At 62.8% G+C, this 19,534-nt stretch carries 25 protein-coding genes; 7 read left to right on the forward strand and 18 right to left on the reverse strand.

The window, feature by feature from the left end; translation table 11 throughout:
* Nucleotides 1-79: 79 nt before the first annotated feature.
* Nucleotides 80-427 carry a hypothetical protein gene (locus tag IZV00_RS21145; protein ID WP_230463149.1) on the forward strand — a complete coding sequence of 116 codons (348 nt, stop codon included), beginning with the start codon at nt 80-82 and terminating at the stop codon, nt 425-427.
* Between the two features lie 58 nt (nt 428-485).
* On the opposite strand, the gene IZV00_RS08700 is transcribed toward IZV00_RS21145, so the two are convergent.
* The 5 genes from IZV00_RS08700 to petA all read right to left on the reverse strand — a co-directional run bounded on the left by IZV00_RS08700 (nt 486) and on the right by petA (nt 4,520).
* The gene (locus IZV00_RS08700) at nt 486-1,127 is read right to left on the reverse strand and encodes a 5'-methylthioadenosine/S-adenosylhomocysteine nucleosidase (RefSeq protein WP_196224291.1); all 642 of its coding nucleotides are present in this window, start codon (nt 1,125-1,127) and stop codon (nt 486-488) included.
* A gap of 11 nt (nt 1,128-1,138) precedes the next feature.
* A complete protein-coding gene (locus IZV00_RS08705; RefSeq protein ID WP_196224292.1) occupies nt 1,139-1,675 on the reverse strand; it encodes an adenine phosphoribosyltransferase in 537 nt (178 codons plus the stop codon).
* A gap of 81 nt (nt 1,676-1,756) precedes the next feature.
* Nucleotides 1,757-2,605, reverse strand: a complete 849-nt coding sequence (locus tag IZV00_RS08710) for a cytochrome c1 (protein WP_196224293.1) — start codon at nt 2,603-2,605, stop codon at nt 1,757-1,759.
* A 17-nt stretch (nt 2,606-2,622) separates the two neighbouring features.
* On the reverse strand, nt 2,623-3,942 hold the full coding sequence (locus tag IZV00_RS08715) for a cytochrome b (RefSeq protein ID WP_196224294.1): 1,320 nt from the start codon (nt 3,940-3,942) through the stop codon (nt 2,623-2,625).
* Nucleotides 3,943-3,953: 11 nt separating this feature from the next.
* Complete coding sequence (petA, locus tag IZV00_RS08720; protein WP_196224295.1) at nt 3,954-4,520, reverse strand: ubiquinol-cytochrome c reductase iron-sulfur subunit; 567 nt, start codon at nt 4,518-4,520, stop codon at nt 3,954-3,956.
* Between the two features lie 210 nt (nt 4,521-4,730).
* Here petA and IZV00_RS08725 point away from each other — a divergent pair, with 210 nt between their 5' ends.
* From IZV00_RS08725 to IZV00_RS08735, 3 genes are read left to right on the forward strand one after another with little or no spacing between them, the layout of a single operon-like run.
* Nucleotides 4,731-5,189 (forward strand): tRNA (cytidine(34)-2'-O)-methyltransferase, encoded by a 459-nt coding sequence (locus IZV00_RS08725; RefSeq protein WP_196224296.1) that lies wholly within the window; start codon nt 4,731-4,733, stop codon nt 5,187-5,189.
* Between the two features lie 13 nt (nt 5,190-5,202).
* Entirely contained in the window at nt 5,203-6,066 is an 864-nt protein-coding gene (hemF, locus tag IZV00_RS08730) for an oxygen-dependent coproporphyrinogen oxidase (RefSeq protein WP_196224297.1), read from the forward strand.
* 4 nt (nt 6,067-6,070) lie between these two features.
* Nucleotides 6,071-6,670 carry a GNAT family N-acetyltransferase gene (locus IZV00_RS08735; RefSeq protein WP_196224298.1) on the forward strand — a complete coding sequence of 200 codons (600 nt, stop codon included), beginning with the start codon at nt 6,071-6,073 and terminating at the stop codon, nt 6,668-6,670.
* Here IZV00_RS08735 and IZV00_RS08740 read toward each other — a convergent pair.
* Nucleotides 6,652-7,440, reverse strand: coding sequence for a glycerophosphoryl diester phosphodiesterase membrane domain-containing protein (locus IZV00_RS08740; protein ID WP_196226582.1), 789 nt, complete (start codon nt 7,438-7,440; stop codon nt 6,652-6,654). The two genes, IZV00_RS08735 and IZV00_RS08740, sit on opposite strands and share 19 nt — an antisense overlap.
* Before the next feature lie 74 nt (nt 7,441-7,514).
* On the opposite strand from IZV00_RS08740, the gene lipB reads away from it, so the two are divergent.
* The 3 genes from lipB (at nt 7,515) to IZV00_RS08755 (ending at nt 9,367) form a co-directional block, all read left to right on the forward strand.
* Nucleotides 7,515-8,219 (forward strand): lipoyl(octanoyl) transferase LipB, encoded by a 705-nt coding sequence (lipB, locus tag IZV00_RS08745; RefSeq protein WP_196224299.1) that lies wholly within the window; start codon nt 7,515-7,517, stop codon nt 8,217-8,219.
* Nucleotides 8,220-8,275: 56 nt separating this feature from the next.
* Nucleotides 8,276-8,569, forward strand: a complete 294-nt coding sequence (locus IZV00_RS08750; RefSeq protein ID WP_196224300.1) for a hypothetical protein — start codon at nt 8,276-8,278, stop codon at nt 8,567-8,569.
* Nucleotides 8,570-8,677: 108 nt separating this feature from the next.
* Nucleotides 8,678-9,367 (forward strand): hypothetical protein, encoded by a 690-nt coding sequence (locus IZV00_RS08755; RefSeq protein ID WP_196224301.1) that lies wholly within the window; start codon nt 8,678-8,680, stop codon nt 9,365-9,367.
* A gap of 172 nt (nt 9,368-9,539) precedes the next feature.
* On the opposite strand, the gene queE is transcribed toward IZV00_RS08755, so the two are convergent.
* The 12 genes from queE to fliQ all read right to left on the reverse strand — a co-directional run bounded on the left by queE (nt 9,540) and on the right by fliQ (nt 19,507).
* Entirely contained in the window at nt 9,540-10,187 is a 648-nt protein-coding gene (gene queE / locus IZV00_RS08760) for a 7-carboxy-7-deazaguanine synthase (RefSeq protein ID WP_196224302.1), read from the reverse strand.
* Nucleotides 10,188-10,198: 11 nt separating this feature from the next.
* Nucleotides 10,199-10,891, reverse strand: a complete 693-nt coding sequence (gene queC / locus IZV00_RS08765) for a 7-cyano-7-deazaguanine synthase QueC (protein ID WP_196224303.1) — start codon at nt 10,889-10,891, stop codon at nt 10,199-10,201.
* Nucleotides 10,892-10,937: 46 nt separating this feature from the next.
* Complete coding sequence (locus IZV00_RS08770) at nt 10,938-11,348, reverse strand: DUF3617 domain-containing protein (protein WP_196224304.1); 411 nt, start codon at nt 11,346-11,348, stop codon at nt 10,938-10,940.
* A 147-nt stretch (nt 11,349-11,495) separates the two neighbouring features.
* Nucleotides 11,496-12,401, reverse strand: coding sequence for an Hsp33 family molecular chaperone HslO (gene hslO, locus IZV00_RS08775; protein ID WP_196224305.1), 906 nt, complete (start codon nt 12,399-12,401; stop codon nt 11,496-11,498).
* 99 nt (nt 12,402-12,500) lie between these two features.
* Nucleotides 12,501-13,430, reverse strand: coding sequence for an ornithine carbamoyltransferase (argF, locus tag IZV00_RS08780; protein ID WP_196224306.1), 930 nt, complete (start codon nt 13,428-13,430; stop codon nt 12,501-12,503).
* A gap of 103 nt (nt 13,431-13,533) precedes the next feature.
* Entirely contained in the window at nt 13,534-14,727 is a 1,194-nt protein-coding gene (locus IZV00_RS08785) for an aspartate aminotransferase family protein (RefSeq protein WP_196224307.1), read from the reverse strand.
* A gap of 137 nt (nt 14,728-14,864) precedes the next feature.
* A complete protein-coding gene (locus IZV00_RS08790; RefSeq protein ID WP_196224308.1) occupies nt 14,865-15,263 on the reverse strand; it encodes a flagellar export chaperone FliS in 399 nt (132 codons plus the stop codon).
* 18 nt (nt 15,264-15,281) lie between these two features.
* Entirely contained in the window at nt 15,282-16,688 is a 1,407-nt protein-coding gene (gene fliD, locus IZV00_RS08795) for a flagellar filament capping protein FliD (protein WP_196224309.1), read from the reverse strand.
* 94 nt (nt 16,689-16,782) lie between these two features.
* On the reverse strand, nt 16,783-17,238 hold the full coding sequence (locus tag IZV00_RS08800) for a hypothetical protein (RefSeq protein ID WP_196224310.1): 456 nt from the start codon (nt 17,236-17,238) through the stop codon (nt 16,783-16,785).
* Between the two features lie 79 nt (nt 17,239-17,317).
* Entirely contained in the window at nt 17,318-18,454 is a 1,137-nt protein-coding gene (gene flhB, locus IZV00_RS08805) for a flagellar type III secretion system protein FlhB (protein ID WP_196224311.1), read from the reverse strand.
* 1 nt (nt 18,455) lies between these two features.
* Nucleotides 18,456-19,238 carry a flagellar biosynthetic protein FliR gene (fliR, locus tag IZV00_RS08810; RefSeq protein WP_196224312.1) on the reverse strand — a complete coding sequence of 261 codons (783 nt, stop codon included), beginning with the start codon at nt 19,236-19,238 and terminating at the stop codon, nt 18,456-18,458.
* Nucleotides 19,235-19,507 (reverse strand): flagellar biosynthesis protein FliQ, encoded by a 273-nt coding sequence (gene fliQ / locus IZV00_RS08815; protein WP_066527003.1) that lies wholly within the window; start codon nt 19,505-19,507, stop codon nt 19,235-19,237. Before fliQ ends, fliR begins: the two co-directional genes overlap by 4 nt.
* Nucleotides 19,508-19,534 lie beyond the last annotated feature (27 nt).

The raw sequence follows: 19,534 nt of genomic DNA on the forward strand, positions 1-19,534 counted from the left end.
GACTTGGCGACCGGTCCAGCGAAGCGTCAGGACGAAACGAATTGCACGGCATGCCTAGCAGACAGCGGCGCTCCGCGTCGTGTGGGCCGCGCCCGTTCGCTGCTCGAAAGAGGAGCATAGATTTCTTCAGCAAGCCGATCCCACAAGAATCAATGAAGGCTTACAAAAGATCCGGCATCGGGGAATACAGGTACCAAATGCCGGTGATGAAAGCGCCAAAATCCCATACACTCTTGACGAACCCAAAATTGTGGCAAATGAAGGTGACGGTTTGGGACGATTTGATCTTACAGCCGAACTGGGCAAATTTGGGGCAGAACCGCCACGAAATCAGCTTATACCCTTGATTTATATGGAAAAATTTGGCACCTGCCATCGCCTTGACATCGCAGGGGTCGCAAGTTCGGTCGGGCACGCGCAACACTGACATTCGATTCAGCGAACGACTGATGGGTTTTGCATGTCTCTGCTATCTTTTTGCGAAATTAGCTGCTCACCTGGTTCAACGTGTCGGCTAGTAAATCAACTGCTACCGCTAGCCGCTCGTCAAGCAATGCGAGGAGTTGTGTCCAACCGAGCATATCGTTCAGTTCTCCTGGGCCGTCGGATATGCCGCGCAGGCCCATCAGGGGGACGGTGAAGCGCTGGCAGGCTCGGGTGATGGCGAAGGTTTCCATATCGACCATATCGGCGTCTATAAGTGCATATTCCTCGCCGCCTATGATGTTTGCACCGGTTGAAAGTCGCGCCGCGGGAATGTCGAGAGGGGCGTGCAGCGGTAGATCGACGGGGTGATCTATGAACGGAGTCACCCCCTTTGCGAAACCGAGGCGGGAGGCGTCCATGTCACGCCAGGACACGCTTGCGACCTGATAGACCTCCCCCAGCTGACAGGCGCGGGAGCCAGCTGAGCCCAGTGACACAACAAGGTCAGGCAGAGCATCATGTTGGTGAAGTTGCTGAAGCGCCAGGCTGGTTGTGATCGCGGCTTCGATGGGGCCAACGCCTGTCATTAGTGGCGTGAAGCGGGAACGGAGATGCGGGCCGTATTCATCCTCGATCGCCATTAGGAAGAGGATGCGCTTTCCGGCGATTAGTTCGCAATTTGGTTGGCGGGGGAAATTCATGAAGGAAACCGTTAATTGCCGGGGAATTTGAGGAGGGCGGCGGTGGCGATGCCGTCGGCTTCGAGGGCGGAGCGGCCGCCGAGGTCGGGCAAGTCGATGGCGAAGAGGGCCAGGAGCAAAGTGGCGCCTTGTTCGCGGAGGAGCTGGGCGGCGGCGAGAGCGGTCCCGCCGGTGGCAATGAGGTCATCGACCAGCAGGACGCGGGCGCCCTGCCCTATCTGTCCTTCATGCAATTCGAGGCGGTCGGTGCCATATTCCAACACATAATCGATGCCGACGGTCTTGCCGGGTAGCTTGCCCGATTTGCGGATCGGAACGAAGCCGAGACCAAGCGCATGAGCGAGTGCCGATCCAAGCACGAAGCCGCGCGCCTCAATGCCAACGACGATGTCAGCGTCGAGCGGCCGGGCGATCGCGGCAAGCCCGCTGACGAGCCCCGAGAAGCCATCCGCATCGGCGAGCAGCGTCGTGATGTCGCGGAACAGGATGCCGGGCTTTGGAAAGTCGGGGATGGTCCGGACCAGCGCGGCGAGTTCATCTAGATCCATGTAAACTCCCAATGAAAAAGGGGCGCGGTGTCATCATGACGCCGCGCCCCTTCCCTATTCATTCCCTTGGCCGAAAGGCGGTCAGGCGGCCTTTTTCTTGTCGGCCCAGATATTCTGGTAGGACATATAGGCCAGCGCCGTTGCGATCAGCAGGAACACGATGGTCGCCAGACCCGCGCGGCGGCGGTTCTCAAGCTTGGGTTCGGCGGTCCAGGTCAGGAACGCGGCCACGTCCTTCGCCATCTGGTCAACCGTTGCCTTGGTGCCGTCGCCATAGGTCACCTGACCGTCAGCCGTCAGCGGGGGAGCCATGGCCAGGTTCAGGTTGGCGAAATAGGGGTTGTAGTGCAGCCCCTGCGGCGTCTTGGCATCCGGGAAGTGCTTCAGTAGCTCAGCAGGCTGGCTCTGGAAGCCAGTCAGCAGCGAGTAGACATAGGCCGACCCATCATGGCGCGCCTTCGTCATGAGCGACAGATCCGGCGGGATCGCATTGTTGTTCGCCGCCATCGCCGCAACATTGTTGGCGAAGGGCTTGGGGAAGTAATCCGCCGGGACCGGAGCACGCGTCGACATCTCACCCGTCTTGGGATCAACGTCAGGCGTCTTGATCGCCCACTGCTTGGCGATCGCCTTGATCTCCGCCTCATTGTAGCCAATGCCCTTGAGGTCGCGGAAAGCGACGAACTTCAGGCTGTGGCAGGCCGAGCAGACTTCCTTGAACACCTGGAAGCCGCGCTGCAGCTGGGGCTGATCGAACTTGCCGAAGGGGCCGTTAAAGGAGAAGTCCACTTCCTTGGGATGCTTGTGGAATTCATGCTCCACCGTCGCGGCGGGCGGTTCGGAGACATAGGCCACCGCGCCCACCAGGAAGGAGATCAGCAGCCAGCCAGCAAAGAAGAGGCCGACGAGAAATGCGCCGATGCGAACCATGTTGATCTTGTCCCCTATTAGCCGGCGTTCGACGGCTGCGGATCCGCACCCATTCCGGGAAGCGCATCCTGTTCGCCCTTGATGTTATAGCGGTTGAGCACGGATTCGGTGATCGAGCCCGGCAGCGGCAGCGGCCGTTCAAAGCGCGAGATCAGCGGGAGGATGATCAGGAAGTGGGCGAAATAATAAGCGCCCGCAATCTGGGAGATCATCACATAGGGTTCGGCAGCAGGCGCGCCGCCGCAATAGCCCAGGATCAGCACGTCAACGATCAGGATCCAGAAGAACTTCTTGAAGGTCGGACGATAATTGCCCGAACGCACCGGCGAGGTATCCAGCCAGGGCAGGAAGAAGAGCATCAGGATCGAGCTGAACATCGCCAGCACGCCCAGCAGCTTCGCGGGGACAAAGAAGAAGTCCACGGTGAAGGCGCGCAGGATCGCGTAGAAGGGCCAGAAATACCATTCAGGAACGATATGCGCAGGCGTCGAAAGCGGGTTCGCTTCGATATAGTTGTCCGGATGGCCGAGATAGTTCGGCGCGAAGAACAACAGGATCGCGAAGAGGATCAAGAACACGCCCGCCCCGAAACCGTCCTTCGCCGTATAATAGGGATGGAACGGAACGGTGTCCTGCGGACCCTTCACTTCCACGCCGGTCGGGTTCGACGAACCCGGAATGTGCAGCGCCCAGATGTGCAGGATGATGACCGCAGCGATCACGAAGGGCAGCAGGAAGTGCAGCGAGAAGAAGCGGTTGAGCGAAGCATTGCCAGGAGCAAAGCCGCCGAGCAGCCAGGTCTGGATCGGCTCACCAACGACCGGGATCGCGCCGAACAGGCCGGTGATCACCTTCGCACCCCAATAGGACATCTGCCCCCAGGGAAGCACATAGCCCATGAACGCGGTCGCCATCATCAGGAGGAAGATGACGATGCCGAGCAGCCAGACCATTTCGCGCGGCGCCTTGTAGGAGCCGTAGAAAAGGCCGCGGAAGATGTGGAGATAGACGACGATGAAGAAGAAGCTGGCGCCGTTGGCATGCGCATAGCGCATCAGCCAGCCCGCGTTCACGTCACGCATCGTCTGTTCAACGGTGCCGAACGCGACCAGCGTGTTGGCGCCATAATGCATGGCCATGATCACGCCGGTGACGATCTGAATCACCAGCGCGAGGCCAGCGAGAACACCGAAGTTCCAGAAATAATTGAGGTTGCGTGGGACCGGATAACCGGCGCCAATCGCGTTGTAGACGAGGCGCGGAAGCGGCAGCTTCTCGTCGATCCACTGCATCGCGGGATGCTTGGGAGTATAATGCTCAGCCCAGGGAAAGCTCATGGTTTCTTACCTCAGCCTACGAGAATGGCGGTGTCGGAAGTGAAGCTGAACTTCGGCACTTCCAGGTTCTTGGGCGCGGGGCCTTTACGGATGCGGGCCGCCGTGTCGTAGGACGAACCGTGGCAGGGGCAGAAATAGCCGCCAAATTCACCGCGATTCTCGCCTTCACCGGCACCCAGCGGCACGCAGCCCAGATGAGTGCAGACGCCCATGGTGATCAGCCACTGCTTCTTGCCAGCAACGGTGCGCTCTTCCAGCGTCTGCGGATCGCGCAAGGAGGACACGTCAACCTTGTCGGCTTCGGCGATTTCCTTGTCCGTCAGATGACGCACGAAAAGCGGCTGCGAGCGGAAGGTCGTCTTGATCGCCTGACCCGGCTGGATCGACGAGATATCAACCTCCGTCGATGCCAGCGCCAGCACGTCCGCGCTGGGGTTCATCTGATCCACGAGCGGAATGACGACGGCGACAGCCCCGACCCCCGCGAAGCTTACTGCGGCGATATTGATGAAGTCGCGACGACGCACTCCACCTTCGCCGGATAGACCTTGGCTGTCCGTATGTTCAACGCTCGCCATGCACCTCAACCCTTGCAAAGACGTCCCTGTTACCCGCCACATTGCCGTTTCCGGCCCTGATTATCGAGAGAGTAGCGCCGCCCACGGAATATGGGCCTCGCCTTTCCCCCTGGCGTGGTTCGGGGGCCTGATAGACCCACTGTGGCTTCTTTGCCAACAGCAAACTGGCGATGGCTATGACAATTTGCCCTGCTGCTTTATGCGCGGGCCATGCGTATTGCTCTTTACCAACCCGAGATCGCGGGAAATGTCGGCGCCATATTGCGGCTGGCCGCCTGTTTTTCCGTGCCCGTGGACATCATCATGCCGATGGGATTCGCCTTTTCCGACGCCAAGTTGAAACGCGCCGCGATGGATTATGGCGCGGCGGCGGAGGTGACTCGCCACGCCAATTTCGAGGCGTTTGACCAGGTCCGGCGTGCGGAGGGCCGTCGTTTGGTGCTGATGAGCAGCCATGCATCGCAACCCCTGCCGGAGGTGCGTTTTGACGGAAATGACGTGCTGTTGATGGGATCGGAAGGTGCGGGCGTGCCCGACGCGGTGCGGGACATGGCCGACCTGCGCGTCCGAATCCCCATGGCTGCGGGCTTCCGGTCCTTGAACATTGCCGTTTCCACGGGCATCGCGGTTGCCGAAGCCCTTCGCCAGACTGGACAATTCCCAACATGATCGAGATTTCCCAATGACCTTGGTCCTCAATCCCCAACAGCAGGCTGCCCGCAACTGGTTCGAATCGCTGCGCGACCGCATCTGCGCGGAATTCGAGGCGATCGAGCGCGAGGCGGGCAGCGATGCCTCCTTTGTCTATACGCCGTGGGACCGCGAAGCGCCGGGATTGACGCCGGGCGACGGCGGCGGCGGTGTGCGCGGGGTCATGAAGGGCAAGATATTCGAGAAGGTCGGGGTCAATGTATCGACCGTCTCGGGCGAGTTCGCGCCGGATTTTGCCAAGACCATCCATGGCGCGGGAGAGAACCCGGCCTTTTTCGCGACGGGGATCAGCCTGGTCGCGCATATGGCCAATCCGCATGTGCCCGCCGTGCATATGAACACGCGCTATCTGATCACGTCCAAAAGCTGGTTTGGCGGTGGCGCGGACCTTAACCCTCCCCTGCCCCGGGACGAGGACACGGCGAGCTTTCATGGCGAGTTCAAGGCGGCGTGTGACGCGCATGATGCGGACTATTATCCCCGCTTCAAGGCGTGGGCTGACGAGTATTTCTTCATTCCTCATCGCGGCGTGCATCGGGGCGTTGGCGGCATCTTCTACGACCATCTGGAGTGCGGGGATTATGCCGGATTTGAAGCGAATTTCGCCTTTACCCGGTCGGTGGGCGAGGCGTTCCTGAAAGCCTTTCCCCCGATCGTGCGGCGGCGAATGGGCGAAAGCTGGAGCGAGGAAGAATATCGGACAATGCTGGAATGGCGTGGCCGCTATGCGGAATTCAACCTGGTGCATGACCGGGGCACGCTGTTCGGGCTGAAGACCGGGGGCAATGTCGATGCGATTTTGATGAGCCTGCCGCCGATGGCGAGCTGGAGCTGAACCCATGCCGCTGACGCCGGTCGCCAATGATCAGATTGCGACGATCGTGACCTATCTGGAGATGGTGGAGCGTCCCCGGCCTGCGCCGATTCCGCCTGCTCCGTTGCGGCTGGTGCCGTGGAAGGCGCCAGCGCCCGAAGTCTATCGCTCGCTGTTCCGGCGGGTGGGGGAGCCGTGGCTCTGGTTCTCTCGCCTGGTCATGAGTGATGCGGAATTGACCGCGATCATCCATGATCCGGCGGTGCAGATTTTTGCGATCACCGATCCGCGCGGCGTGGAAGTGGGATTGCTGGAGCTGGATTTCCGGGCTCTGCCGGACTGCGAACTGAGCTTCCTTGGCCTTATCCCTGAGCTGACCGGCAAGGGATTTGGCGGATGGCTGATGGCGCAGGCCAAGTCGCTAGCATGGCGCAAGGAAGTGCACCGTTTCTGGGTGCATAGCTGCACGCTGGATAGTCCGCGCGCGCTCGGCTTTTATCAGCGGGCGGGATTTGCGCCCTATAAGCGGGAGGTCGAGATTTTCGCTGATCCTCGGCTGGCCGGTTTATTGAGCGCCGATGCGGCGCCGCATGTGCCGATGCTGGGTCAGCCCGCCTCCGCCTGACGATAAAGCCGGGCGAGCATGACGAGCATATAGACCTGCACCACGGTCGAGACGACGGCAGCTGCGACACCGCCGACGAGCCGTGCGCCTTCCGCTCCGGCGATCAGGCGGCCGAACAGGCCGAAGATGACTTGCGCGGCCGACCCCACGATGGCCGAGAGCAGCGTCAGCACCAGGATGAAGCCGAGCAGCCGCCAGAAATGGCCGCGCGTCAGCGCCCAGCTGTGCCGAAGCGAGGCCATCACGCCTTCATGGCCGTCGATCACTACCGGGTTGAGCAGCAGGAGGCGCACGCTGGCGAAGAGCATGACGGCGCCGCCAGCGGTCACGAGCAACGCGGCAAGGGCTGCGGCAACCGGCTTTGCCACCATGGAGAAGGCGACGACGATGATCATGCCGACGATGGCTATGCCAAGCAGCACGCCGATCACGACAAGCGCCGTGCCGAGCAGCACGGGCAGGCGGGAGAGGCTGAGCCGCAATGCTTCGCCGACGCTGATGCCGGGCCTTAACGCCAGCGCGAACAGGGCGAGCGATCCGAACCAGATGATGATGACGCCGATCAGCGTGGACAGGATGAAACTGGGCGGGATGTCGGGCATGGCGCCCTTTTCCATCGTCCAGGCGGCGAGTTCGGGCGGCGTCATCTCCTGAAGGATGAGGCCGGGCAGCGCGACGAAGAGCAGGGCGACAGGGAACAGCAGGCTGCGTTCGCGCGCGACGAAGGCGACCGCTTCTTCCCATGCCTTGCCGATCGACATCGCCGCCATATCTTCGCCTTTTCCCGTACTTAAAATCGGGGAGGAGACTTGATCGCTCCCCTCGCCCAAGTCAAGGAAGTGCCATGTCATCCTCTTCCCCTTCGCCTGCGGTGGCCGACCAGATCGAATGGCGGGTCGATTCGGCGCCGGTCGATTACCCGGAAGCGCTCGCCGACATGGAGGCGCGGGCGGCGGCGATCTTTGAGGGGGAGGCGGGCGAGCGGGTGTGGCTGCTCGAACATCCGCCGCTTTATACGGCGGGAACGAGCGCCGATCCGGCAGAGCTGATCGATCCGCGCTTTCCGGTGCATGATGCGGGGCGCGGTGGGCGCTATACCTATCATGGGCCGGGGCAGCGGATCGGCTATCTCAACATCGATTTGCGGGAACGGGGCAAGGATGTGCGCAACTTCGTCCATCATCTGGAAGGATGGATGATCGATGCGCTGGGCGACCTTGGCATTGCCGCACGACGGGCGGAGGGGCGGATCGGTATCTGGACCGATGACCTCAACGGGCGCGAGGCGAAGATCGGCGCGCTGGGCATCCGGGTGCGGCGGTGGGTGACGCTGCATGGCTTTTCGATCAATGTGGACCCCGACCTGTCCCATTTTGGCGGCATCGTGCCGTGCGGGCTTGCCGAATATCCCGTCACCAGCATCGCGGCGCTGGGCAAATATGCCTCGATGGCCGATCTGGATGCGGCTTTGAAGGCGCATTTCCCTGCCTTTCTGGGCCGGTTGCGGCGCTGTGGCGCGGGGGTTGAGCAATGCGGATCGGACGGCTAGGGTCTGCGCCTTCGCCGGGTGGGGGCCGCCGGGCATCACATGTTTGGGAGACCCGGATGCGCTGCAAAGCGAGGATGATCTTTACCGCCTTGCTGCTGACCGGCTGCACCGCGCTGGCAGCGTGCGGCAAGGACGACAAGGGGAGCAACACGGTCCAGATGAAGGATCTGGAGGTCGTCGATGGCACGACTACCGACGCCATGACGGACCTGGACGGCGTGCAGAGCGAAGCGCCGTCGGCCGCCCTGCCCTCTGCCGGAGGGAATAACAGCGCCGCTGCCGCGCCTCAGCCGGAACCTGCCGCAGCCAATGCGACGCAGGGCGAGGCGGAGGTGCTGTCGGATCAATAGACGGAGCAAGACGTTCAGGCGCAATACAGGCGCCGGACGCGAGGCATATATAAGAGAAGCCCTGCCCGATCGTCGTTCACAAAGGCCGCCATTCTAAAAGGGGAAGTCATGACATCCTGTTCCACGCTGCGCCGGATCTGTGCCGGGTTGATGATTGCCGCCGCGCCGCTGTTGGCTCAACCGGCCGCCGCCCAGTTTTTCTGGTCGCCGCCCGACTTTTCCAGCCCGCCGCTGACGGACGCGGACGCGGCGACCGCGCTCGGCCTGCCCGGCGCCACGGCGGAAGAAATTCGCGCGGGCCTGGTGTGGAACCTGCGCGCCGCGCTCAACGTCGCGGCGCTTCAGTGCCAGTTCGAACCGACGCTGCTGTCGATCAGCAATTATAATGCGATGATCGCGCACCATGACGCGGAACTGGATGCCGCCCAGTCAGCCCTGCTCGGCTATTTCCAGCGCACCGTTGGCAAGGGCAAGCCGGGTCAGGCCGCGTCCGACAAATATGGCACGCGCATCTATTCGGGCTATTCGACCGTCCAGGCGCAGCGCGGCTTCTGCCAGGCGGCGGGTCAGGTCGGGCGGCAGGCGATCTTCGCCAATCGCGGGTCGCTGCATGAGGTGGCGCGCACGGGTCTTGGATCGATCAAGAAGTCGCTGGTGCTGGCGGGTGAGCAATTTTACGGCGATCCGGGCCGGAGCTATGCGCTGACCCTGCCCTCGTTCGATAAGAAATGCTGGAAGAAGGACAAGCTGCGGCCGGAATGCCAGGTGGCTTATGAGCAGAAGGTGGCGGCTAAGTAGGTGGGATGAGCGGGGCCGTAGGGCCTCCGCTCTTTTGTTCTATCTAGTGAGCATTGCACTTTAACCCGTTCGGGCTGAGCCTGTCGAAGCCCTTCTCTTTTTTTAAGAAGTAGAGCCCTTCGACAAGCTCAGGGCGAACGGAGGAGAGGGCAGTATGATTAAAATCCTGACCTTACCTAAGCCCCAGATATTTATGCGACTGAAGACTTAACCGCCATTTCGGCCGCGCCATGACAAGATCGATCGCCGCCTGCATGTTCGCCGCGGCCTCCGCGCTGTCGAGTGGCTGAATCAACAGGTTGTCGAAAGCCCAGCCTTCCATCGCCTCCACATCGGCGATGCTGTGCCCTTTACCCGGCTGCGGCCAGACCAGCTTCAGTTCATTGCCGCTGCGTTGCACGACGTCGCTGCCTGCCTTGGGACTGATGCAGACCCAATCAATGCCGGGATGCGCCGCGATCGTGCCGTTGCTTTCAATGGCGATGGTGAAGCCATGCGCGTGAAGCGCATCGATCAGGGCATCATCGACCTGCAACATGGGCTCCCCGCCCGTCATCACAATGTAGCGGCCCTCTTCACCGCCCCCCCAGAAGGCGAGCGCCGCGTCGGCGAGCGCCTGTGCATCGGCGAATTTGCCGCCGCCGTCACCGTCGGTGCCGACAAAATCGGTGTCGCAAAACTGGCACACGGCCTTACGCCGGTCCTCCTCGCGGCCGGTCCAGAGGTTGCACCCGGCAAAGCGCATGAAGACGGCGCGGCGGCCGCTATGGACGCCTTCGCCCTGAAGCGTCAGGAACATTTCCTTGACGGCATAGCTCATCCCACCACTCCCTACGGCCTGGCGGCATAGCGGGTGGGATCGGGCAGGCCCGCTTCCTCAAAACCCCTGGAGCGAAGGCGGCAGCTGTCGCAAAGCCCGCAATGCTGGTCGCCCGGCGCGGGATCGTAGCAGGACCAGCTCATCCCGGCATCCATCCCCAGCCGGTTCGCCTCGCGCGCAATGTCGGCCTTGCTCATATGCTGGAGCGGGGCGTTGATCCGGACGGGATGCCCCTCCACACCCGCCTTGGTTGCCAGCGCCGCCATGTTCTGAAAGGCGTCGATGAACTCGGGACGGCAGTCGGGATAGCCGGAATAATCAAGCGCGTTGACGCCGATGAAGATGTCGTTCGCGCCCGACACTTCGGCAAGGCCAAGCGTCAGCGACAGGAAGATGGTGTTGCGGGCGGGCACGTAGGTGTTGGGAATGCCCGGTCCCACCCCGTCCTTCGGCACTGCGATGTCCGCCGTCAGCGCCGAGCCGCCAAAGGCAGTGAGATCGAGCGGAAGGACGATATGCCGCCGGACCCCAAGAACAGCGGCGATGCGCGCAGCCGCGTTCAATTCGACGCGATGCCGCTGATTATAATCAATCGTCAGCGCCACCAGTTCATAGCCCGCCTCGCGCGCGAGGCCGCCCACGACCATCGAATCCAACCCGCCCGACAGCAGGACGACAGCGATTTTCCCATCATTGGCAGTCATGGGCGCTCCGCTACCGCCACCGGCGCGCTGGCGCAAGCGGGTGCGGTCAATGGCAGGCGCCGATGCGCCGTCCTTCCATGCTGAAGGAGAAGGGCGCGCCGCCCGCAATCCCCTGAGCGTGGATCTGCACCAGCCGGGACGTTTCGATGCGCAGGTCGGTGCGCCCGCCCCCTGCCCCAGCGCAATCGTAGCTGACCGTCAGCCGTTTGGCGCTTTCGTCGATCGTCAGCCTTTTGCAGCTGCTGCGAGCATGACGAAGCTGGATCAATTGGCGAATATCGGTAAGGCAGATACGGCGTATATCGCCCTTCCCGCCTTCCTCCGGCCGTTCGCGCAATTCCCATTCGCCCGGTTCCAGCCCCCTGAGCGGCGGTTCGGAAAGCGCCTGCGACCCGACCGGCGATGCAGCGATCAGCATCGCGATGGCCGCGCTCAAGGCATGCAGACCTGACGTCATTCGATAGCCCCCGTATTTCATCCCGAACTCCGGAGCGGCTCGCCGCGTGCATGGCGGCACCGCCTTTCATGCACCCAAATCCGGCGGGTTGATAGCGCCAGCCCCCGCTAACGCCCCAACCTGCTCCGAAGTCGCAATAAATTCGTGTCAGCCTTGCGCGAAACTGTCCAGCGAAACTGGAAACAAACGCGAACAAAAGGCGCAATCCACCCCAATGACCCCCTGTTCATCAGCCATTTGGGCACGTTCTTCGGCAGGGAACCGGCCGATCACGCTGCGGATATGGGCCAGATCGCAGCGGCAACCCTTGGTCAGGGCGACCGGATCGGTGACGCGCACCACCTCTTCCTCATGGAACAGGCGCCAGACGATATCGGTCAGCGGCAGCGCTTCGTCGGTAAGTTCATCATCACTGAGCGTGACGGCCAGTGCCTGAACATGTTCCCATTCGGGATGATCATGCCGCGTGTGGAGCCGTTCGCGGCCCACTTCACCTTCGGGCAGATGCTGGAGCAGCATGCCTGCGGCGAAGCAGCCCTGCCCCGCTTCGTGGCGGACAGCGATCTGGACGACACTGGGGATTTGTTCGGACTGGAAGAAATAATGTTCGGCCGCCTGCGCGAGCGAATCGCCGTCGAGCGGGACGATGCCCTGATAGCGCTCACCAGTCACCGCCTGGTCGAAGGTGATGGCGAGAAAGCCTTTGCCGAACAGGCCGAACAGCGTCGGATCAGGCCCCAGCTCCGCCAGCCGATCGGCATCGAACTTGGCGTAACCGCGCACTTCGCCGCCCTTGTAATCGGCGACGAGCAGGCTGACGACGCCATGTTCGTTATGCGCCTGAAGCGTCAGCTGTCCGCCCGCATCCTTGAGCGTCGAACCGAGCAGCGCCGCGAGGACCAGCGCGGAGGCGAGCAGCCTTTCGACTGGCGGGGGATAGGCATGGGCGGCAAGCACCTGATCCAGCACCGGCCCAAGGCGAAGGATGCGCCCGCGCGCATGACGCGACGGAATGGTGAAGCCCAGGGCCTGATCGATATCGGATGCGTTCAAGACAAGCTCCGTTAGTCCCGGTGCAGGGCGGGAATATAGCGGCGGCCGGGCGTTATCGCCCGGCCGGTTCGCTGCTAGATAGGAATATGTCCGGCAAACTCAACCAAGGCGGCCCGCCGCCCATAGCAGCACGGACTTTTGCGCATGAATGCGGTTTTCCGCCTCATCCCAGATCAGCGATTGTGGGCCGTCGATGACCTCTGGCACGACCTCTTCGCCGCGATGGGCGGGCAGGCAGTGCAGGAATTTCGCGCTGGGCTTTGCCTTTGCCATCAGCTCTTGCGTGACCTGATAGGGCATCATGGCTTTGAGCTTTTCGTCCGCATGCGCCTGACCCATGGAAATCCAGGTGTCGGTGACGACGGCGTCGGCACCTGCCACCGCTTCGACGGGATCGCGCGTGAGCGTGATGCCCGCGCCCAGAGCCTGCGCTTCCTTGATGAAGGCGTGATCGGGCTCATAGCCTTCGGGTACGGCGATGCGCAGGTCGAATTTGAAAAGGCCCGCCGCTTCGATGATCGAGTGGAGGACATTATTGCCATCGCCCAGCCATGCCCACTGGCTGCCGGGCAAGGCGACGCCATGTTCGACCAGCGTCAGCAGGTCCGCCGTGATCTGGCAGGGGTGCGACAGGTCGGTGAGGCCGTTGATGACCGGGACGGTGGCATAGCGGGCCATTTCCTCGATCTTTGCATGATCGTCGGTGCGGATCATGATCATGTCGCACATGCGGCTGAGCACGCGGGCCGTGTCCGCCACGGTTTCGCCCCGGCCAAGCTGGCTGGTCGCGCCATCGAGGATCAGCGAGGTGCCGCCAAGCTGGCGGATCGCCATGTCGAAGCTGACGCGGGTGCGGGTGCTGTTCTTTTCGAAGATCATCGCCAGCGTATGGCCAGCGAGCGGCGCGTCGGCGTCGGCCTGGCCCTTTGGCAGGGCCTTGCGGGCGGTTTTCCGGTCGATGGCGTCGGAAAGCATAGCGGCGAGCGCGTCGGCGCCAGCGTCGGATAGATTCAGGAAATGTCTGGTCATGATCAAACCCTTCAACCCGTTCGGGCTGAGCCTGTCGAAGCCCTCTTCTTTCTTCAGAAGAAGGAATGCCCTTCGACAAGCTCAGGGCGAACGGAAGTTGGTACTATGCCGCTGAAGCCTCCGCGAAGCTGCGGGCACCAGCGGACAGCTTTTCGATGCATTCGGCGACATGCTTCTCGTCAATGATGAGCGGCGGCAGGATGCGGACGACATTCTGCCCCGCCGACACCACCAGCAACCCATGATTGTCGCGCAGATGAGCCACGAACTCGCGCGCGTCGCTGCTGTCCTTGAGTTTGACGCCGAGCATCAGGCCAAGGCCGCGCACATCCTCGAACATGTCGTGGTTGGGGATAAGCTGCTCCAACGCCGAACGCAGGCGCGCACCAATGCTGTTCACATGATCGAGGAAGCCTTCGCCCAGCACTTCGTCCAGGACAGTCAGGCCGACCGCCATGGCGAGCGGGTTGCCGCCATAGGTGGAGCCATGGGTGCCGAACACCATGCCCTTGGCCGCTTCCTCCGTCGCGAGGCAGGCGCCGAGCGGGAAGCCCGCGCCGATGCCCTTGGCGACGGCCATGATGTCGGGGTTCACGCCATATTGCTCATGGGCGAAGAAGGTGCCGGTGCGGGCATAGCCGCACTGCACCTCGTCCAGGATCAGCAGCATGCCCTTTTCGTCGCACAGCTTGCGCAGGCCGGCGAGGAACTCTTGGGTCGCGGGCGTCACGCCGCCTTCGCCCTGCACGGTTTCGACGAGGAAACCGGCCGTGTTCTCATCGACGGCAGCGGCGGCAGCTTCCAGATCGTTGAACGGCACGACGGTGAAGCCGGGCAGAAGCGGTTCGAAGCCGTCGCGCATCTTGGGCTGGCTGGTGGCCGAAATGGTCCCCAGCGTCCGACCGTGGAAGGCGTTGTCGAAGCTGATGATGTTGTGGCGATGCGCCTCGCCATTGGCATAATGGTAGCGGCGCGCGGTCTTGATCGCGCATTCGACCGCCTCAGCGCCCGAATTGGTGAAGAAGACCGTGTCGGCGAAAGTCGAATCGACCAGACGCTGCGCGAATTTCTCGCCGAGCGGCATGCCGTAGAGGTTCGACGTGTGCATCAGCGTCGCGGCCTGATCCGCGATCGCCTTCACCAGCCTCGGGTGACCATGGCCGAGCAGGTTGACCGCGATGCCGCTGGCGAAGTCGAGATAACGCTCGCCACGCTCGCCGATCAGATAGCAGCCCTCGCCTCGGACCGGGCGGACATCGCACCGGGGGTAAACGGGCATGAGCGGCGTAATCGACATGGTGGCCCTCCCTTCGCTGGGGCTGATGAAAAAGTCTCAAAACGCAAAAAGGCGGCCCCCGCCGGGCCGCCCTTTGCGAGCGTCGCCTATACTAGCGCCGCCGGGGTGGTGCAAGTGCGCTGTGGAGGCGCCAGCCCTTACCCGATCTGGTTCCAGGCGTCGGCGATTTCCGCGATGATGTCGCGGGCCTGCTCTGCATGATCGGCCGAGCGTTCCTTGGCGCTGAGCAGCAGCAGACGGCGCGCTTCGCGGTAGATTTGGGCGAGACCCATGGCGATGTCGCCGCCCTTGTCGAAGTCGAGACTGGATTCGAGCGCGATGAGGATCGACATGGCGCGCGCCTGCTTGTCGGAAACCTTGAGACGATCGTTGTTGCGTTCGGCGAGCGCGGTGGCTTCCAGCGCGATCAGCAGTTCGTCGAACAGCACCTTGACCAGCGCATGGGGTGTCGCGCCTTCGATCCGGCTGCCCGAATGCACCGCCGCATAGCCGCGCGCCGCGCGATTGCCTGCATAGCCCTGTTGAGAGTAGAACATCTTACCTGACCCCTGTTATCAATTATCGCTCTTGGTCCACATGGCGACCTGCTGTTCCAGATAGTTCTGCGTCGCCTTGAAGGCCGCCAGACGCTTGTCCATTTCCGAATAAACCTTCGAAAGCTGCGCCTGATAGTCGGTCATCTGGTCGTTCAGCTTTTCCAGCTGCGCGGTCAGCGCCTCGCCCAGCTTTTCATATTTGCTCTTCGCCGTGGCCAGCGGCCCGTCCGTCTGCTGGATCTTGTCGCGCACGCTGTCCATCAGACCAGCGAGGCCGGGCTTCGTGTCCGACTTGACCGCCGGGTTCAGCATCTGGGTGATCCCGGCGGGGTCGGCGAGAAGCGCCTTGTCGAGCATGGCAGTGTCCAGCTTCAGCGTGCCGTCGCGATTGGTGCTGACACCGATGGACGACAGCGTCGTGTAGGTTCCCGTGGGCGCCAGCACGGCCGACGTCATCTGCGACAGCTGCCGCTTCATGTCGCGGATCGATGCCTCGCCGTTCAACGCGCCCGCGCTGGACGAGTCGCCCCCAGCCGCCGTGGCGGTGTTCAACGCCTTCATCAGCGTATTATAGGCATCGACGAACTCGACCATCAGGTCGCGCATCGACGTGGTCGGCTCGGTCGTCGCCAGCGTGACGTTGGTGCCCGGCGCGGCCTTGTTCAGGTCGATGCGCAGGTTGGCGATGGCGGTGTCGATCGTGTTGCTGCTATAATGCTGCTCGACGCCGTCCAGAAAGATGATCGAATCCTTGGCCTGCACCTGACGCGTCATCCCGCCGGTCGCGCCATCCCATGTGAAGGCGTCGAGCGCCGCGTTTGCAGGCGAAGAGGTGTTGGTGAAGGTAAAGCTGTTCGCGTCGCCCGTCGCGCCCTTCATCACCAGGCGCGTGCCCTGATTGTCGGTGATGACGCTGGCGCTGACGCTTGTCCCGGCTGCGTTGATCGCGGCGGCAAGATCGGCATAGGTCGCACCCGCACCCAGCGTGATGGGGACAGCGGCGCCCGTGCCCACTGTCAGCGAGAAGCTGCCCGCGCCAAGCACGGTGGCGGCGGTTGCGCCTGAATCGGGCGCCGACGCAATCGTCTGCGCAGAAGCAAGCTGCTGCACCTGAAGCTGCGCTGGCAGCTTTGGCACGCCGCCCGGCAGCAGGCTGACGGCCGCGATGCTGGGATCATTGGAAGCGGGCGAACCCGCGAAACCCGTTCCGGCGAGCAGGCTGTTCAGCGCGTTGGCAAAAGTATCGAGCGAGCTGGAGGCCGATGCGAGCGCCGAAATCCGTGCATTGTTGGTGGTCTGGCGATCGGTGATGACCTTTTGCTTCGGGTCGCGGGCGGCGCTCACCAGGCTGGTGACCAGCGCTCCGGTATCGATGCCGGACCCAATGCCGAGCGCTGTTGAAATGCTGCTGCTTACCGAGGTCATCGTCCGTCCTTTCGAGGATGAGAACGGCTCTAGGACGAAGACCTTTAGGAATGATTTTCATGGGGTCAGGAAGATCGCGCGCGGCGATCTTTCCTCAACCCTCGATTGAAAGCAGCTGATCCACCGTGCCACGGCGCAGATGCGCCTGCGCGGCATGGGCATAGCTTGCCTGCTCGGCAATGCGTTTGCCCAAGGTGACGGCGCTTTCGACCACTTCCTTCGACGCGGGCGGCAACGGCACCAGGATCATCGGTGTGGGCAGCAGCGATTGAATTTCGGCCTCAGCCCCTTCAACCGTGGGCCCGGCCGAGGTCGATCGCAGTTGTGCCAGGATGTCGGCCACGCGGGCATGCACCCTGGCATATTCCGCCGCGCTGGCGAGATCATTTTCGGACAGAGTGGAGTGCGGGTCGCCGCTCTGGGGCTTGCTCGCATGCGGATCGACGCCTTGCTGGGCTGCAATGGGCTGGACTGCGGGCACGGCCGAAGGCGTTCGGGATGATGCCCGATCAACCTGCGTTAAGTCGCTCCGTGAAACATACTCGTTCATGACGCACCATCCTAATGCGTCCCCATGAATATATTACGGCCAGCAATACCTAAGATTTAGTTCACCTTGAGAATTTTGTTCAGAGCTTCTGGCCATCGGCATCGAAGCGCAGATCGTCGGGCACGCTGATGAAGGGCCGATCAATCTCGCTCGCCATCCGGTTTTCCACGCGGAAGACGAAGGCAAGGACGGTCGCGACCGCCATGTAGAGGCCTTCATTGACGATCTGCCCGGCGCGTGAGGTGAAGTAGATGGCGCGGGCAAGGTCGGGATATTGCAGGACGGTGACACCATTTTGGTCGGCCAGCTCGCGAATGGCGGCGGCGATCGCGTCGCAGCCCTTCGCGACCACGACTGGCGCCGCGTCCTGCCCCGGCTTGTAGCGCAGGGCGACGGCGAAGTGTGTCGGGTTGGTGATGATGACGCTGGCTTCGGCCACGGCCTTGCGCGTCGATCCGCTCAGCACCTCGAACTGGCGGCGGCGGATATGGCCCTTCAGCTCCGGCGAGCCTTCGCTTTCCTTATGCTCGTCCTTGATGTCCTGCTTGCTCATGCCGAGGCGCTTGGACCGCTGCATGATCTGGGCGGGCACATCGATGCCAGCGATCAGGAACAGGCCGCCCGCCATGATGAGGCAGGTCATGATGAACATGTTGCCGAGGTCGGACATGGCAGGCGCGAGGCCCTGCGAGCCGAGGCCGATGATGGCGGTCAGCCGGTCCCAGATTAGCCAGACGCCGATCGCTCCGAGCAGCGTGACCTTGGCGACCGACTTCATCAGTTCGATCAGGCCCTGCATGCCGAACATACGCTTGAGGCCCGCCGCCGGATTGAGCTTCGACGCCTTGGGCGCGAAGGCGCCGGGGCGGAAGCCGAGCGAGCCGAGGATGGCTGGCCCGGCGATCGCGGCGAGCGTCGTCGCGAGCAATATGCCGCCGACCGGCAGGGCGATGCCGGTGAGCAGGCTCATGCCACGCGCGGCAGGCGCAAAATCGGTAATGTCCTCTCGGCGGAAACGCAGCGCCTCGATCAGCATCTGCGACAGGGATTCGACGACGGACGGCCCTGTCACCGCGATCCAGCCAATGCCCGCCATCACGACAAGCGCGGTTGCGAGTTCCTTGGACTGGAGGATGTCGCCCTTCTTGGCCGCATCCTGCAATTTCTTTTGTGTTGGCTTTTCGGTCTTTTCGCCGCCGCCATTATCGCCCGCCATGTCAGCGGCCCTCCGCGATCGACTGGGCCTGATCGAGGCCAGCCTTGAGCGCGGCGGTCAGCCCCTCGCCCATGACGGGCGCGGCGACAGCGAGCAGGATGAGGCCCGCCATGACGGCGACCGGCATGCCCACGGCGAACAGGTTGAGCGAGGGCGCGCTGCGGGCGAGCATGCCCATGATGATCTGCACGAGGATCAGCGCGAAGCCGACCGGCAGCGCGACGGTCACGCCCGCTCCGAGCAGGGAGCCGCCGAACTGGACGAGGTGCCAGACCGCATCATTGCTCAGCATTGCGTCGCCCGGCGGCAGCGCCTTGTAACTTTGCACCACGAAGCTGGCGAGCATCAGGTGGCCGTCCATGCCGAGCAGCAGGAAGGTGGCGAGGATGGACAGGAATGTGCCGACCGCCTGCGTATGCTGGCCCGAGGAAGGATCGACCATGGCCGCGAAGTTGAGGCCCATGGCGTTGCCGATCGTCTCCCCCGCGACGAAGGCGGCGGCATAACCGATCTGCACCGCAAACCCCATGGCGAGGCCCGCCAGCACCTCGCCCGCGACCAGCATGACGCCTGCGAAACTGGCCACGCCGTCCTGCGGCAGCTGGATGGTGACGCTGTTGAGGGCGGCCATGCCAAGGGCAAGCGACAGGATGAAGCGCAGCGGCAGCGGCACGGAAGGCGCGCCAAACACGGGCGCCGCGATGAAGGCCGCGCCCGGACGGATCATGGCGATCAGCCAGATCCACAGCTGCGTCTCCACATTCGCGAAGCCCGGTGCGATCATTGCAGCAGGTCCGGGATGCGTTCAAATATCTCGCGGGTGAAATCGGCGATCAGGACAAGGATCGACCCACCGAACAGCACCAGCATCGCGCCGACGACGATGATCTTGGGGATGAAGCTCAACGTCTGTTCGTTGATGGAGGTCGCGGCCTGCACCATGCCGATGAGGACGCCTGCGATAAGCGCGGGGATCAGGATCGGCGCGGCGGCCAGCGCCGTGATCCAGAGCGCCTGTTGGGCGAGGCCCATGAAGAAGTCGGCGTTGTCCACCTTCTATCCCCGTCCCAAGAAGCCGTT

It is taken from the genome of Sphingobium sp. Cam5-1 (assembly GCF_015693305.1).
Classification (GTDB): Bacteria; Pseudomonadota; Alphaproteobacteria; order Sphingomonadales; family Sphingomonadaceae; genus Sphingobium.

Excerpts from the sequence above, each read along its gene's own strand:
- IZV00_RS08700 (WP_196224291.1), bottom strand. The coding sequence starts at position 1,127 with ATGAATTTCCCCCGCCAACCAAATTGCGAACTAATCGCCGGAAAGCGC.
- IZV00_RS08705 (WP_196224292.1), bottom strand. The coding sequence starts at position 1,675 with ATGGATCTAGATGAACTCGCCGCGCTGGTCCGGACCATCCCCGACTTT.
- IZV00_RS08710 (WP_196224293.1), bottom strand. The coding sequence starts at position 2,605 with ATGGTTCGCATCGGCGCATTTCTCGTCGGCCTCTTCTTTGCTGGCTGG.
- IZV00_RS08715 (WP_196224294.1), bottom strand. The coding sequence starts at position 3,942 with ATGAGCTTTCCCTGGGCTGAGCATTATACTCCCAAGCATCCCGCGATG.
- petA (WP_196224295.1), bottom strand. The coding sequence starts at position 4,520 with ATGGCGAGCGTTGAACATACGGACAGCCAAGGTCTATCCGGCGAAGGT.
- IZV00_RS08725 (WP_196224296.1), top strand. The coding sequence starts at position 4,731 with ATGCGTATTGCTCTTTACCAACCCGAGATCGCGGGAAATGTCGGCGCC.
- hemF (WP_196224297.1), top strand. The coding sequence starts at position 5,203 with ATGACCTTGGTCCTCAATCCCCAACAGCAGGCTGCCCGCAACTGGTTC.
- IZV00_RS08735 (WP_196224298.1), top strand. The coding sequence starts at position 6,071 with ATGCCGCTGACGCCGGTCGCCAATGATCAGATTGCGACGATCGTGACC.
- IZV00_RS08740 (WP_196226582.1), bottom strand. The coding sequence starts at position 7,440 with ATGGCGGCGATGTCGATCGGCAAGGCATGGGAAGAAGCGGTCGCCTTC.
- lipB (WP_196224299.1), top strand. The coding sequence starts at position 7,515 with ATGTCATCCTCTTCCCCTTCGCCTGCGGTGGCCGACCAGATCGAATGG.
- IZV00_RS08750 (WP_196224300.1), top strand. The coding sequence starts at position 8,276 with ATGCGCTGCAAAGCGAGGATGATCTTTACCGCCTTGCTGCTGACCGGC.
- IZV00_RS08755 (WP_196224301.1), top strand. The coding sequence starts at position 8,678 with ATGACATCCTGTTCCACGCTGCGCCGGATCTGTGCCGGGTTGATGATT.
- queE (WP_196224302.1), bottom strand. The coding sequence starts at position 10,187 with ATGAGCTATGCCGTCAAGGAAATGTTCCTGACGCTTCAGGGCGAAGGC.
- queC (WP_196224303.1), bottom strand. The coding sequence starts at position 10,891 with ATGACTGCCAATGATGGGAAAATCGCTGTCGTCCTGCTGTCGGGCGGG.
- IZV00_RS08770 (WP_196224304.1), bottom strand. The coding sequence starts at position 11,348 with ATGACGTCAGGTCTGCATGCCTTGAGCGCGGCCATCGCGATGCTGATC.
- argF (WP_196224306.1), bottom strand. The coding sequence starts at position 13,430 with ATGACCAGACATTTCCTGAATCTATCCGACGCTGGCGCCGACGCGCTC.
- IZV00_RS08785 (WP_196224307.1), bottom strand. The coding sequence starts at position 14,727 with ATGTCGATTACGCCGCTCATGCCCGTTTACCCCCGGTGCGATGTCCGC.
- IZV00_RS08790 (WP_196224308.1), bottom strand. The coding sequence starts at position 15,263 with ATGTTCTACTCTCAACAGGGCTATGCAGGCAATCGCGCGGCGCGCGGC.
- fliD (WP_196224309.1), bottom strand. The coding sequence starts at position 16,688 with ATGACCTCGGTAAGCAGCAGCATTTCAACAGCGCTCGGCATTGGGTCC.
- IZV00_RS08800 (WP_196224310.1), bottom strand. The coding sequence starts at position 17,238 with ATGAACGAGTATGTTTCACGGAGCGACTTAACGCAGGTTGATCGGGCA.
- flhB (WP_196224311.1), bottom strand. The coding sequence starts at position 18,454 with ATGGCGGGCGATAATGGCGGCGGCGAAAAGACCGAAAAGCCAACACAA.
- fliR (WP_196224312.1), bottom strand. The coding sequence starts at position 19,238 with ATGATCGCACCGGGCTTCGCGAATGTGGAGACGCAGCTGTGGATCTGG.